Annotated in this window: 15 protein-coding genes, 1 tRNA gene, 2 other RNA genes and 1 pseudogene; 6 read left to right on the plus strand and 13 right to left on the minus strand. The window is 33.3% G+C overall.

What is annotated here, in order from left to right; all coding sequences use genetic code 11:
* Positions 1-255: 255 nt before the first annotated feature.
* The 3 genes from WP_RS04650 to ffs form a co-directional block, all read right to left on the minus strand.
* On the minus strand, positions 256-570 hold the full coding sequence (locus WP_RS04650; protein WP_007302329.1) for a YbaB/EbfC family nucleoid-associated protein: 315 nt from the start codon (positions 568-570) through the stop codon (positions 256-258).
* Positions 571-591: 21 nt separating this feature from the next.
* The gene (dnaX, locus tag WP_RS04655) at positions 592-2,175 is read right to left on the minus strand and encodes a DNA polymerase III subunit gamma/tau (RefSeq protein ID WP_007302330.1); all 1,584 of its coding nucleotides are present in this window, start codon (positions 2,173-2,175) and stop codon (positions 592-594) included.
* A gap of 16 nt (positions 2,176-2,191) precedes the next feature.
* Positions 2,192-2,290: signal recognition particle sRNA small type (ffs, locus tag WP_RS06965), an RNA gene on the minus strand.
* A gap of 109 nt (positions 2,291-2,399) precedes the next feature.
* Between ffs and WP_RS07900 the strand changes: the two are divergent.
* Positions 2,400-2,522, plus strand: a pseudogene (locus tag WP_RS07900) (WPE palindromic element domain-containing protein); the annotation flags it as partial.
* 203 nt (positions 2,523-2,725) lie between these two features.
* A complete protein-coding gene (locus tag WP_RS04665; RefSeq protein WP_007302332.1) occupies positions 2,726-3,379 on the plus strand; it encodes a glutathione S-transferase family protein in 654 nt (217 codons plus the stop codon).
* On the opposite strand, the gene WP_RS04670 is transcribed toward WP_RS04665, so the two are convergent.
* Positions 3,351-4,028 (minus strand): O-methyltransferase, encoded by a 678-nt coding sequence (locus tag WP_RS04670; protein ID WP_006013497.1) that lies wholly within the window; start codon positions 4,026-4,028, stop codon positions 3,351-3,353. The two genes, WP_RS04665 and WP_RS04670, sit on opposite strands and share 29 nt — an antisense overlap.
* A gap of 251 nt (positions 4,029-4,279) precedes the next feature.
* Between WP_RS04670 and WP_RS04675 the strand changes: the two genes are divergently transcribed.
* Positions 4,280-4,558 (plus strand): DUF2671 domain-containing protein, encoded by a 279-nt coding sequence (locus WP_RS04675; RefSeq protein ID WP_007302334.1) that lies wholly within the window; start codon positions 4,280-4,282, stop codon positions 4,556-4,558.
* Between the two features lie 28 nt (positions 4,559-4,586).
* Here the strand turns inward: WP_RS04675 and WP_RS04680 are convergent, their stop codons facing one another.
* The 3 genes from WP_RS04680 to ssrS all read right to left on the minus strand — a co-directional run bounded on the left by WP_RS04680 (position 4,587) and on the right by ssrS (position 5,973).
* Positions 4,587-5,279, minus strand: a complete 693-nt coding sequence (locus WP_RS04680) for a thioredoxin domain-containing protein (protein WP_007302335.1) — start codon at positions 5,277-5,279, stop codon at positions 4,587-4,589.
* Between the two features lie 53 nt (positions 5,280-5,332).
* Positions 5,333-5,794, minus strand: coding sequence for a type II toxin-antitoxin system RatA family toxin (locus WP_RS04685; protein WP_006013504.1), 462 nt, complete (start codon positions 5,792-5,794; stop codon positions 5,333-5,335).
* A 17-nt stretch (positions 5,795-5,811) separates the two neighbouring features.
* Positions 5,812-5,973, minus strand: a non-coding RNA gene (ssrS, locus tag WP_RS06970) — 6S RNA.
* 117 nt (positions 5,974-6,090) lie between these two features.
* Between ssrS and WP_RS04690 the strand changes: the two genes are divergently transcribed.
* Both WP_RS04690 and WP_RS04695 read left to right on the plus strand, forming a co-directional pair.
* A complete protein-coding gene (locus tag WP_RS04690; protein ID WP_007302336.1) occupies positions 6,091-6,675 on the plus strand; it encodes an MlaC/ttg2D family ABC transporter substrate-binding protein in 585 nt (194 codons plus the stop codon).
* Positions 6,672-7,982, plus strand: a complete 1,311-nt coding sequence (locus tag WP_RS04695; RefSeq protein ID WP_012481955.1) for a bifunctional folylpolyglutamate synthase/dihydrofolate synthase — start codon at positions 6,672-6,674, stop codon at positions 7,980-7,982. Before WP_RS04690 ends, WP_RS04695 begins: the two co-directional genes overlap by 4 nt.
* A 5-nt stretch (positions 7,983-7,987) precedes the next feature.
* Here WP_RS04695 and WP_RS04700 read toward each other — a convergent pair whose 3' ends face one another.
* From WP_RS04700 to WP_RS04710, 3 genes are all read right to left on the minus strand, one after another.
* Positions 7,988-8,374, minus strand: a complete 387-nt coding sequence (locus WP_RS04700; protein WP_007302338.1) for a hypothetical protein — start codon at positions 8,372-8,374, stop codon at positions 7,988-7,990.
* A 351-nt stretch (positions 8,375-8,725) separates the two neighbouring features.
* Positions 8,726-9,199: a hypothetical protein gene (locus WP_RS04705; RefSeq protein ID WP_007302339.1), complete on the minus strand. Its 474-nt coding sequence runs from the start codon at positions 9,197-9,199 to the stop codon at positions 8,726-8,728.
* A 59-nt stretch (positions 9,200-9,258) separates the two neighbouring features.
* Positions 9,259-9,343, minus strand: a tRNA-Leu gene (locus WP_RS04710).
* Positions 9,344-9,405: 62 nt separating this feature from the next.
* Here WP_RS04710 and tldD point away from each other — a divergent pair.
* A complete protein-coding gene (gene tldD, locus WP_RS04715) occupies positions 9,406-10,836 on the plus strand; it encodes a metalloprotease TldD (protein WP_007302340.1) in 1,431 nt (476 codons plus the stop codon).
* 450 nt (positions 10,837-11,286) lie between these two features.
* On the opposite strand, the gene WP_RS07545 is transcribed toward tldD, so the two are convergent.
* From WP_RS07545 to petA, 3 genes are all read right to left on the minus strand, one after another.
* The gene (locus tag WP_RS07545; RefSeq protein ID WP_019078626.1) at positions 11,287-11,445 is read right to left on the minus strand and encodes a hypothetical protein; all 159 of its coding nucleotides are present in this window, start codon (positions 11,443-11,445) and stop codon (positions 11,287-11,289) included.
* Positions 11,446-11,597: 152 nt separating this feature from the next.
* Positions 11,598-12,470, minus strand: coding sequence for an IS982-like element ISWpi16 family transposase (locus WP_RS04720; protein ID WP_007301954.1), 873 nt, complete (start codon positions 12,468-12,470; stop codon positions 11,598-11,600).
* Between the two features lie 327 nt (positions 12,471-12,797).
* Positions 12,798-13,397 (minus strand): ubiquinol-cytochrome c reductase iron-sulfur subunit, encoded by a 600-nt coding sequence (gene petA, locus WP_RS04725; RefSeq protein WP_006014178.1) that lies wholly within the window; start codon positions 13,395-13,397, stop codon positions 12,798-12,800.
* Between the last annotated feature and the right edge of the window lie 19 nt (positions 13,398-13,416).

The raw sequence follows: 13,416 nt of genomic DNA on the forward strand, positions 1-13,416 counted from the left end.
ACATAAAACCTTCTGTATCTTAACTAACTTTTAGGAAAATACAAAGATTTTATTAATTAATAAATAGAGTTACTCTACTTTTTTTACTCTTGATCTTCTGACACCTATTTCACTAATGTCTTTTTATCTTCTGATCTGCATTCATCATTGTGAATTGCTGCATATTCATGCAGTAATATGAATGTACTTCATGGAAGTACTAGTATAAAAGGAAAACACTTAGTTACTGCATTAAGGCAAACTTCAGTAGTAAATTTAAAAAGGAAGTTTAAATCCAGGTGGTAACCCCATCATACCTGCAAGATCAGAGGTTGCATTTGCCATATCTTCTTCTGCTTTTTTAATGGCATCATTAAACGCTGCTGTCACTAAATCTTCTACTATGTCTTTTTCTTCATTTCTCATAAGCTCTAAGTCTATGTTTACCTTTTTAGCTTTATAGCCACCTATTTTTATAACTTCCACTAATATAGAAACTTTGCCACCACCAGAAATACCTTGAAACTCTTTTCCAATATATTTTTCTTGGGCTTCCGCAAGCTTTTTTTGCATTTCTTGCGCTTGCTTCATTATTTGACTGAAATCCACAACCTACTCCTTATTTTCTATATTAACTACCTTTGCACCTTTAAACGTATTTAATATATCCTTAACTACAGGTGCATAATTTAAATTACTCACTTCCCTATTCATATAACTCGTATCAACTATAATAACCCACTCCTGATTAGTAGCTTGATTTAAGTAACTTTTCAAGTCATTACAAAAATTACTGTTCAAGTTAGATACAGCTTTTAATTTTAAATACCCAAATTTACAATCTATTAATTTTAGATTACTACACAGTTGTTTGTAAAGATAAATTTGGTTACTCCGCCTTAATAGTTGCAAAATCTTATCAAAATCGTAATTTTGTTGTTTATTTTTCACATGGATCCCAGTGTCACGCACTGGGATGACAGAGTGGGGTTTTTCCACATATTTTTTTGGATCCGAGTAGTCAGTTACTTGGATGACAGAGGGGGAAGGTGCAACAGGTCTGCCCTGTCTATTTCCTTGCTCTACATTCTGTGAAAGAATTTTTTTGATCACCTGTTCCGGAGAAGGCAAATCAGAAAGATAACAAAGGCTAATTAACATCATTTCAGCAGCAACCTCATTGCATGTTGAAATTTTTATATCTTGAATACCCTTAAGCAGCACCTTCCACAATCTCGAAAAAAATATTAAAGACTTTTTTGCACTCAAATCTTTTACTCTGCTCTTCTCATATTCTGTATCAATCTCTTTTGTAATTAAAAAACGGCATATTAACTGGATTGTTTGCAGCAGATCTTCAAAAATATTGAGCGGATTTGCTGTTTTTACCACATTGTCGAATACTAACAAAGCCTTCTGTAAATCACTATCTAATACTGCTTCCAGTAGATCAAATATAACGTTTCTATCTACTAGACCAAGTATGTCTGTAACACTTTGAGTGGATATTGTACCATCTTTGCTATATAGCAATGCTTGATTCATCAAAAATAAAGCGTTACGCATTGAATTGCTACAGTGGTGAGCAATTAATTCCGATGCTTCTTTTTCAATAAAATAATTTTCTTTTTGTGCAATATCATTTAAACGCTCCATTATCTTAGCTGAAGGAATGTTATGTAAGTCAAACCTTTGACAACGTGCAATAACAGTTATTGGTATCTTTTTTATTTCTGTAGTTGCTAGAATAAACTTTACGCTAGATGGTGGTTCTTCTAGAGTTTTAAGTAATGCATTAAATGCATTACTGGATAACATGTGTACTTCATCTATAATGTAAACTTTAAATTTAGAACTTATTGGTAAATAGCAAATATCTCCCAAGATCGCTCTAACATCCTCAACACTAGTGTGACTTGCCGCATCGATTTCAACTACATCTGGATGGCTTGAATTTTTTATTGCCAGACAACTTGTACATGATCCACAAGGTTCAAAAGTTGGCCCCAATGAGCAGTTCAAACATAAAGCTATTATTCTTGCAGTGGTGGTTTTACCAATTCCACTGCTACCAGAAAGCAGTATAGATTGTGGAATTTTGTTGAGAGTAAAAGCATTTTCTAGTATACGCACCAATATATCTTGACCTACTAAATCTTTAAAGCTACTAGGACGATATTTTAATGCTATGTTCATAGCCTAGAATAAAACAAATAGTACAAATAGGTATGCAACCCAAAAAGATTCTGATATGGTTGCTTCATTTCTGACCTGACCAAGTTACAGAATTTTTGCCTGCATACCTTATCAAAGGTTATACTTTTTTTTTTTTTTAGCAAGGTATATTCTATATTAGTCTTATAATTTATATGTTAGACCTTTTGCAACATTACTTTGGAGTAAACAGCCGTTACCTAAAATACTCTTCTTCTGTCATCCCAGTGTCCAGACACTGGGATCCAGAAAACTTAATTTTAAATGAATACATTAGGCTGTTGTATAATAAGAACTGGATTCCAGTGTCAATCACTGAAATGACACCCTTCCGGTGGGGATTGCTCTCAAACTACAATGTTCGTACAGTTGTACTGGGATTCAAGTATAAAAATATTTGGAAATTATACAATGGACAATGGATTCTAGGAATATATGTTAAAAGTAATGTCCATAATGAAATAAGCTGGATTCCAATGTCACGTACTGGAATGACAACATATAGGTATTGGAATAACAAAAGAGGAATATTATGATTTTATATCATTTTCCTCTTTGTCCATTTTCACGAAAAGTTAGAGCTCTTCTCAAGGAAAAAAAGCTGAGTTGTGATTTGGTATATGAAAATCCATGGGAAAAGCGGAATGAATTCATGGAGATCAATCCAATCGGACAAGTACCAGTATTAATAGATAATAACTTTGTAATAGCGGATAGTAATGCCATTTGTGAATATATAGAAGAGATTTACAATAGTAACGTCAAATTACTTGGTTCATCAACTATTATTAAGTCTAAAATACGCGCTTTAATCAATTGGTTCGATAGCAAATTTTACAATGAAGTTACTAAGTATATTATGAATGAAAAAGTAATTACTAACCGCAGCCCTGACTCTAGATTTCTTCATGCAGCTCAGCATAACCTGCCTTACCATATGGAATACATCGAACACTTAATTAACAAGAACGTTTGGCTTGCAACCGATAAGTTCACTTTAGCCGATATTACTTTAGCATCACATATTTCTATAATAGACTACGTAAATAGTTTTCCCTGGGAAAAAAGTAAGATTTTAAAAGAATGGTACTCCATTGTTAAATCAAGGCCTTGTTTTCGCGAAATATTATTAGAGAGAGTTTTTGGCTTAACTCCCCCTAGACATTACGCTGACCTTGATTTTTAACTTGCGTTAGTTTTAAAGCTACAGTCATTCCTTCGTCAGTAGGAATCAATATGGAGAAATATTTTTTTTCATCTGACAATCTATCGTTAAACTCTCTCATAGCATGCCATGACTTTTCTGATACTTCTTTTGGAGGAGATTCTAAAAATACTGTATCAAATAATAGAGTGTTATCTGCAACGATTAGCCCATCTTGTTTAATGTATGACTCTGCCCAATCTAAATACTTAGGATAACTACTTTTGTCAGCATCGATGAATATCATGTCAAATGGTGCCTTTGCTGATAATTCATTAATTTTTTCCAGTGCATCACCTTCTATTAGAGTAATTTTATCACTTAGATTAAAAGCACTAAAATTTTTTTTTGCTATTCTTGAGTGTTGAGGATTATTTTCTATTGTATATATATGACCATCTTTCGGTAAAGCTTTTACCATACAAATTGACGAATAACCATATAAAGTGCCAATTTCAACTATGCTTTTAACTTTATGGATTTTGATAAATAAATTTAATAATTTTCCTTCTTCAGGAGTGATTTGAATACGTTGTTTCTTATCAAGAGTACAATGTTCTTCTATTTTTTTATACTCTTTTGCAAATAAGCTTCTTATGTACAACGATTTTCTGCTAAAGTTATGACGCATTAAGTTTTATAATATAAACTAAGGAGGTTTAATCTATATAAGATTTATAGATATAACAATAGAGTTAAGAATAATAAAAATTTTTATTTTAAGTTGTTATTTTATAAAGTAAAATTTTAAGTGACAAAGATTATTATATATTTTACTATGGTTAACTAGTATAATAACCAATTGTTATACTAGAATTAAGGGATCGTTTATTTTACATCTCTCTTAAAATGTAATTTTTATAATCAATTAGAGGGGGTTATATGTCTTATAACATTGCTAACGAAGTTGAAACGTTAAGCAAGAAATCTAATAATAATGAAGGAGTGAAATTACTGCACAATCCAGCTTATCGCGAGAAGTACAAAGAACGCTTTAACGAAGCTCAGAAAAAAGTTATGGATATGGTCCAATTTTATGATGGAACGATAGTATTAATAGAGAATAAAATTGCTATGTATTATTATGCTTGGCACAGTAAAAAAAGAGAGTTTGAGCGTAAAAAGCAACAAACAGTATCAAAAAATAATGATTCAGCATAGGGTTTTTATATGGTAAGCTACAGTGTTATTACTTCACTATAGCTTTTCCATATAACTCATCTATTACATTAGTGAAGTATTCCAGCTCTCTATACCCTTCATGTTTGATTTTACCATTCTCTACATATGATTTGTCATCGTTAATCTTGATGATGAATACAGGAGTAGCTGTGATATCAAGTTTATTAATTGCAAGTGATTTATCATTTATAATTTTGTCCATCATCTTTTTATCATTAATGCATTGGTTAAATACATCTTGCTTCAAATTGCTTAGTGCAGCAATTTTTTGTAGTATAGTTAAATCACTAAAATTAGAGTAGTTCCACGAGTCTATTGCATTAAACACAGCTTTGTTAAAATTAAAATAGTCTTCTTCTTTTTCATAGCAATAACTTAGCATTGCAGCTTTTAATCCTCTGTAATCTAGAGGAAAATGACGGAATATGTATAACATCTTACCTGTATCTATGTACTTTTCTTTGATTTTAGGAAAAACTTTCTTATGAAAAAGAGAACAGTGATAACAAGTGAGCGAAGCATATTCTATCATTAAAATTGGTGCTTTTGGATCACCTAATAATTTATCATCAGGCAGTAGTGACAGTAGTTCTTTTGATGTTATTTCATCAGTTTTTTGAGTGTTGGGTAAGTTTTGTTCAATAGCTGCATAAGAACTAACACTTATAAAAATAAGTAAGAACAATAATCTAAAAATCATTACAATGGAAATACTTAACTTATTAAAGAATTTATGCATTTATATAAATGATGTCAAGATAACTTTTTCTCGGCAACACTTTCTACTCTGTCTTTAAATGCAGCAATTATTTTACTTTGTGTGTATTTATAAACTGAGTTTAATAAGGCGGAAAACAAATTGGATTTAAATTCAAACTTTATATAGAACTCTACCATAGTTTTACTTTCATCTATAGGAGTGAATTTCCATTCGTTGTATAAATGTTTAAATATTCCATTTGACGACACAGCTTTTATCCAACTTTTATTTGCTCCATTTGGAGAAAGAAAGGTCACTTCTGATGTGTAACTTCCTTTAATGCCATGAAAAGCTGCAAGGAGGTCCACAATCATTTGGCTATCAGTTTTTTCTTTTATATAAACAGCTTTGCACCAAGGAACAAAATCAGGATACTTCTCAACGTCAATTACAACTTGAAATATCTCATGAGATGAACAGAAAAAAACACCTTGTTCTTTATATTGGTGTAACATAAACCTAAATAATGGAAAAGGGATCCATATCTACCGTCAGTCTTAGTAGATTCCTGAGACCTAAAGTTAAGGTGGGCATCACGTACTAATTTCAATGAAATTAACAGAGGCAATTCCCTTGATCAGAAATTATCGCTCGGGAAATTTAACTTAACTCATAACGCATAGCACAGACCCCTAAATTAATTATAGATTATTTATATAGAGTATGTCTATAGATATATTAAAACTAGCGATCATTATTTTGCCTTTGTTAAATTTTGCATTTTAAGTATCATAGCTAATAAATATATCTTATGAATCTTATTAAGTTCTTAACCATTTTTATTGTAATCTCCTCAAGTGCTTACGCGAATTGTATAGGGCACAAAACTTTTGTGCTTGCCATGAAGCAGCAAGTAGACAACACGTCTATGAAAGGGAATAGAAAAAATCTAGAACATGTACAAGAAGAACTTCTGAAAATTATTCAGAATAATGTTGACCTCAAAGGAATATCTCGATTTGTCATAGGGAAATATTGGAATTTATCTACTCAGAAAGAAAAAGAAGAGTTTCTAAAAGAATATGAAGTATATCTCGCGCGCTTGTGCGCTAAAATTTTGTATAAATACATAAATAATAGTGAAATGATCATAATGAGTACAAAAGCAGTTGACGATGAAACTTGTCTGATAGGAACAAGATTTTCTTATGGTGATGAGGAATTTACAAACATTGACTTTAAAGTGACTAAAAATGACAATTCTTTCTTAATAAACGATGTTGTAATGAGTGGGATAAGTATTGCTATTAATCAACGTTCTCAATTTAGTGAAAAAATCGACACGCACGGCATGGCAAGTGTAATAGATGAATTAAAACGTAACAATAATTTATGATATACATGCCTCATTGGCCTAAGCCGATTGGCAGTAGGCCAAAGGATTTTTCTCTTGATCGCATAAAAAGTTTTCTAAATAAACTGGGTAATCCCGAGAAAAAAATACCGCCAATAATTCACATAGCTGGCACTAATGGCAAAGGATCAACACTATCCTTTATAAGATATATAATGCAAGCAGCAGGGTATAAAGTTCATACGTACACTTCTCCACATTTAGTGAATTTTAATGAGAGAATAGTTGTTGCAGGCAATGATATCGATGATAGTGAATTACATAACTCACTGGAAGAATGCCGTATAGCAGTCGCAGAACAACCCATCACTCTATTTGAAGCCGCAACGACTGCAGCCTTCTTAGCTTTTTCTCGTCATAAAGCTGATATTACTTTAGTTGAAGTGGGTCTGGGTGGAAGGCTTGATGCAACAAATGTTATAGATAATCCGATTCTAACGATCATCACTTCCATTGCACTTGACCATACAGAATATCTTGGTCCTACCGTAGAAACCATAGCAGGTGAAAAGGCTGGAATAATGAAACCTAATGTTCCTTGCGTAATAGCACCACAAGAAAAATCTATAATGAACACGCTAGAACAACACGCAATAAACAAAAAATCTCCCTTATATAGAGGAGGATTTGAGTGGAATTGCGAAAAACAGAATAACAGGATGGTCTTTCAATCGACTATTCAATCAATAGAATTTTCTTTGCCATCTTTAAAAGGAGATCATCAAATAATCAATTCAGGAAACGCAATTGCAGCATGTAGCATTTTGAGTGGGAAGTATGGATTTAATATTGGAGAAGAGGACATTGCTTCAGGTTTACAGAGCACTTATTGGCCTGCGCGGCTAGAGTCTATAAAAGAAGGTAATTTAATTTCTTTATTACCAAAAGATTGGCAATTATTTCTAGATGGCGCGCACAACAATGATGGTGCCAGAGTGTTAGCTAAGTGGGTAAGAGACAATTTTGCTGAAGGTATCTATATGATCTTTGGTGTTACTCGTAACAGAAACGTCGCAGAGTTCTTAGAGCACTTAAAGCCATACATCAAACTACTATGCGCCGTTTGTGTTAAATCTGAACCTAAAGCAACAAGTACAGATTTAATTAGAGAAGGAGCTCATAATATAGGAATCAATGCTATCGAATGTGAATCAATCAGAGATGCTATATCAAATCACATACTAAAAGCTTCTATACAAAACGTCAAAACCATACTAATCTGTGGCTCGCTATTTTTAGCCAGAGATTTGAGTATGGAGAATAGCTATCAATTAATCCAAGAACAATAAATGCACTACACAACTTGCTCTCTTCCATGAGCGTGAACACTATCGGGATTTACAATGCTGCTTGGCTTTTCGGTTAATGCTCCTATAGGTACATTTTGTTCATCACCTCTTCCTTCAGTTTTTACAAGATTTACAACTTTTCTCTCGTAGATCTCACTTGCTAATTGTAATAATAAAGTACAACCTAGTACTATAGCAAATCCAATGAGTACTTTACTGTCTACGCAACTAGATTGGTACTGCAACACCAAACCTGCTATTAATAAAATAGGAGGAAGATAATTTGAAATTTGGGAAGTAAGAATTAGATATTTAAATGCTTTACTTTTGAACATTTCATCTATATAAATAGTACCTTCAAAAATAAACGTTAGTGCGGTTGTGTGTCCCACGCTGGCTCTCTAAAATTACTTTAGCTACAAATATTAAGAAATTTACTAAGTAAAAAAAGACAAAAGAACCCCCGTATAGCGAGTTTTAATAATTTAAATTGATAATGTACTAACAAGCGCGATTTGGCTGAATGTAGAAAAAATAAAAAAGACATGCAGCCGCTATAATTTTTATGTAATTTGCCAATAAATATTTGAGTTTTTTACTGAATTTTGCTGTTAAATCCGCGGAGATTAAAAACAAGGGTAAATACTCTTGCTATCATAGTAAGGGAGATGGCGTAATTTGTCAAGTTAAATAAGCTAAGTTATTAACATGTAATAATTAGGCAGCTATTGCAGATTGAATGTTCAAATGATCACTAACTTTGAGGTTTTGGTTTCATCTATTTGCGGCTGACTAATCATAGTTCGAATGAAATTGGTTGCCATAAAGGTACAACCTAGAATAAAAAAAGCAACGGAAATAAAGGGGATAATAGGAAATTCAAGAGGTAATATAGATGTAATTCCTCCTATTAAAAATGAAACGTTAGATGCAATGTCGAGGCAGATCTTCATTAATTTCTCTTGCCGAGAGGTATCGAGTTGCTTATTAAGGCCACACTGCCTAAAATGATCAGTTAATGACCATATATTTAAAGCAAGCGAAAGTGCACTTAGTATAGTGCTGACAATAGTAAAATACAAGCTTAAGGAAGAAATATTTAGGGCTAATGCTGCTATGTACCCACTCAAAGAAGCAATAGATAGTGCAGTAACCAAGCGTTTTGAATAAGTTCTTATTTTCTTTCTGTAAACAAGCTTTTTTTCTTCATAACTCATAAACTTAGTAGTAAATACATTATATCATAGCATTAATTGACTCAAAAATCAATACAGAGTGCCCGGGAGAAGACTTGAACTTCCACAACTTGAAAAGTTACTAGCACCTGAAGCTAGCGCGTCTACCAATTCCGCCACCCGGGCTTTTTGTGATTTACTATGTTAAAATTAAATAATATACTTAAACAATTTTTAGCTCAAAGGTAATGCCAAATCTAGATCAAATATTTTTTGCTCAGAACAATGTTAATATTAATAATGTATATAAAATAGTCAACAACGCTTTGAGCAATAGTGATGGTGGTGAGCTATTTTTAGAGTTTTGCCAATCAGAATCCCTGATTTTTGATGATAATATATTAAAACATATGGATTTAAATATCAGAAGAGGATTTGGTCTCAGGTCTTTTTGTGAAGATAGTACGTCTTTTGTTTGCTCTTCTGAGATTAGCGAAAAAGAAATTAGTAAAGCTGCTTCTATGGTAAAAAGTTCAGCATCTTTAAGCAAAACAAATTCAGTAAACTTAAATGAGGAGGCAAAAAGCCTGTATTCAAAGATTAATCCCATAAATGAAATGGATCTGAGCTCAAAAATTAAACTACTCAATGAGATTAATGAGTATGTAAGGTCGAAGAATAACTGCGTGAAGCAGGTAAAAATAACTCTAAATGGAGAATGGCAAGTTGTACAAATAATAAAAGATGATCACAGGTTAAGCGATATCAGGCCTTTGGTACGTTTTAATGTACTAGTCATCGTAGAGAAAAATGGCCGAGCAGAGAGAGGTTCTGCAGGGCACGGTGGAAGAGACTCTTATAGTAAATTTGTTTCTGAGAAGAAGTGGAAAAAAGTTGCAAACCAAGCGTTAGAACAAGCGCTAGTAAATCTTGAGGCAATTCCAGCTCCGGCTGGAGAGATGACAGTTGTTTTAGGTTCAGGTTGGCCAGGAATATTATTGCATGAAGCTGTAGGTCATGGACTTGAAGGTGATTTTAACCGTAAAGGAATCTCGGCATTTTCAAATTCTATGGGTAAACAAGTGGCAGCCAGTAACATTACTGTAATTGATGATGGAACTCTACCTAATTTGCGTGGTTCTATTAGCATAGACGATGAGGGTACTTTACCTGGCTATAATGTGCTTATAGAAGATGGAATTCTAAAAGGATATATGCAAGATCATATGAACGCTAAACTTATGGGTGTAAATCCAACTGGTAATGGTAGAAGAGAAAGTTACAAAGAAGTTACTATGCCACGCATGACAAACACCTATATGTTGGCAGGAAAATATGCACCAGAAGAAATAATATCCAGTGTAAAAAGAGGCCTATATGCAGTAAATTTTGGTGGTGGACAAGTTGATATAACATCAGGAAAATTTGTTTTCTCATCTTCAGAAGCTTACCTAATAGAAAATGGTAAAATTACACAGCCAGTGAAAGGAGCAACACTAATTGGTGATGGGCCAACAGTGCTAAAAAAAGTATCAATGATTGGTAATGATCTAAAGTTAGATCCTGGTGTTGGTACGTGCTCAAAAGACGGGCAAAATGTGCCTGTTGGAGTTGGTCAGCCAACACTCAAGGTCGATGCAATAACTGTTGGTGGAACTGAATATGTAGATAAGGGCTAAGCGAACTCAGCTCATGCTGTACAATTGTACAAATATTGTAACCATTATTCAAGTAGCTCATATAGATGCAAAAACTACTTAACAAATCTCTCTGCCTTCCTTGCCATAACGTGTATAACAATCTCACAAAAAATAATATCATAGAATTCAATAGGTGGTCTTTAAAAAATCCTTAAGGAAAGTAAAATCTGTTTAAATAGGCCGATATAGATGGTTTTACGATATAATAAAATTATTATAAACAAGAACTTATAAACTCTAGCAAATGAATTTGTGAGTTTAGTGGTGTTAGGAATACCTGGCTCTTTTATGTGGATTGACATTCTCAATAACCTGCTCTAGAGATAGATTATATAATTTTGACAAGGTTCTTGGCATGTGATATTTTTCTCGAATATAGGTAATGGCATAAATGACTTTATATCTATATCCAGCTCTAGGGGAAGATCTTCAATGTTTACGTCCATCCCTGACAAAGGATATTCTATGTCCATGTGCAGCTTTGGGGGATAGTTCTACTTTGAAGATTTCTTTCACTTTTACTATTGCGACTCCCAATTCCACTGAAATCACTCTTTCCCTTAATTCATATTGATATGGTGACTCCATTTATTCCCTCACTTTCAGCTTTTTCTTGCTTTACCATATCTCTTCCCCTCTTGTCTCTATCTTTATGTATTAAGCTATATAACTCAAAATCTTGATAAAATGCAGAAAAGTTTTTTTAATTTCAGCTCCATCCTCGAAACCTCAGTTATGGATTAGCCGATAAAGAAAGGCATAGAAATAGAAGGCTTTTTGGACTGCATGGAGTAGGAAATCAGAACAGAAAAAACATGAATTAGGAAATTTGTTGGCGATCTATGTCTTGTATGCTCAATCTCAAATTTGTTTTTCAAGGAATCAAAAACAGTCTCAATAATCGACCTTTTCCTTAATAAAATCTTCTCTTTAAGTGAAATTAGTGCGTTTTTCATACCTTTTTTTACTTTAGTGACTAACTTTAGGCCTCTATCGAAGAGTTTCTCAAAAAGCTCTTTCTTTATATAGCCCTTATCTCCAAACAAAAGTCCGGTCAGTCTTTTAGTGAGAGTTGGTAAAGGTTTTCTGTCATCAACGTTACCTTTGGTTAGGGTAAGTGCTTGAATTTCACCAATTTCGTTAATCACTAAGTGCAACTTGAAGCCAAAAAACCAACCATACGTACTCTTACTAATTTCTGCTAGATGATTAAAAACTTTATTCCTAGAGATCCTTTTTTTGTGGCAAACGGCAATCGTAGAGGTGTCGATGTAGGAAGTGCCGGTCATTTTCGCTTGTTCACAGAACCATTGCAAAAGTAATGCTAAATACCACAAAACTCGCGGCTTTAAGGCAATAAATCTGTGATATGAAGGCAGCTTTGAAAACTCTGATCTATAGAATAACTGAAGATAACAAAGATAAAAAGCCTTGAAGTTTTTACATGGTGATTTATGGTATAACAGGATTATGGTTAGAATTTCTGAGTGCGCTATTTCTGGTACTCTGGTTGGTTTTTTGCCGTTTGATAAGAACCTATTTGCAAAATTATCATCTACCGCACGACAAAAATCCTCGACGCAACAGTACAGTTCTGTAATATCTTTCTTCATGGGTAACCTCTTATTATTACTAAAATACTCGAGTTTACCCTGTTTCCCTCTTCTTAGTTATACTTTTATCTATTTTCTAATCCATAACTGAGGTTCGAAGAGTTAGAAAATAACTTTAAGCAAGTTAGTCAGAATTTTTCTGACGCAAAGGAACAAGTTTTAAATTTAGCTGTCAACTCTGAAAATTTGGCAGGCAAGTTTCTTAATTATCACCCGAATATGTGCATAGTATAAAATTAGCTTGATAGACTTCAAGAGCTTTGCCTATGAAGTCAGTGTGCTTCTTGAAATGCAATATACTTTTATTACTTTAATTATGAAAATCCGTTAAGCCTTCTTGCCAATTACTACAATATTTTCACTTGGAAAAAAGTAGTCAGGTATAGCCATGTTCTTTGGTGCAGGACCGCCAATTACTCGGCCTGATGTGTCATAATATGAACCGTGACAAGGGCAGAACCAACCGTTGCCGTCTTTTGTAGCGTGATCAACTGGTACACATCCAAGATGGGTGCATATTCCAATCATAATTAACCATTCATCTTTTCCTTTGTATACTCTTTTTTCATCTGATTCAGGATCTCTCAAATTTTCTGCATTTATGGCTCTTGCAGCCTCAATCTCTTGTTTTGTGCGCTTGCGGATAAATACTGGCTTACCTTGCCATTTTACCTTTTTTCCTTGTCCTTCTTGAATATCAGATAGATTAACTTCAACCGTAGACATCGCTAAAACCTCAGCAGAAGGATTCATAGACTTAACCAATGGCCAAAGACCGCTTGCAGCTCCTATACCTGCCATGGCACACGTAGTTAATGTGATAAAATCTCTTCTACTCTTATTTTTGGCAAAATCTTTAACAAGAGATGTTTTTTTATTCTTCTCATTCGTCAATGATTTTTTATTTTTAGTTAACTTCTTATCCATCAATCTCTACTTGAACATA

This window comes from Wolbachia endosymbiont of Culex quinquefasciatus Pel (assembly GCF_000073005.1).
Classification (GTDB): domain Bacteria; phylum Pseudomonadota; class Alphaproteobacteria; order Rickettsiales; family Anaplasmataceae; genus Wolbachia.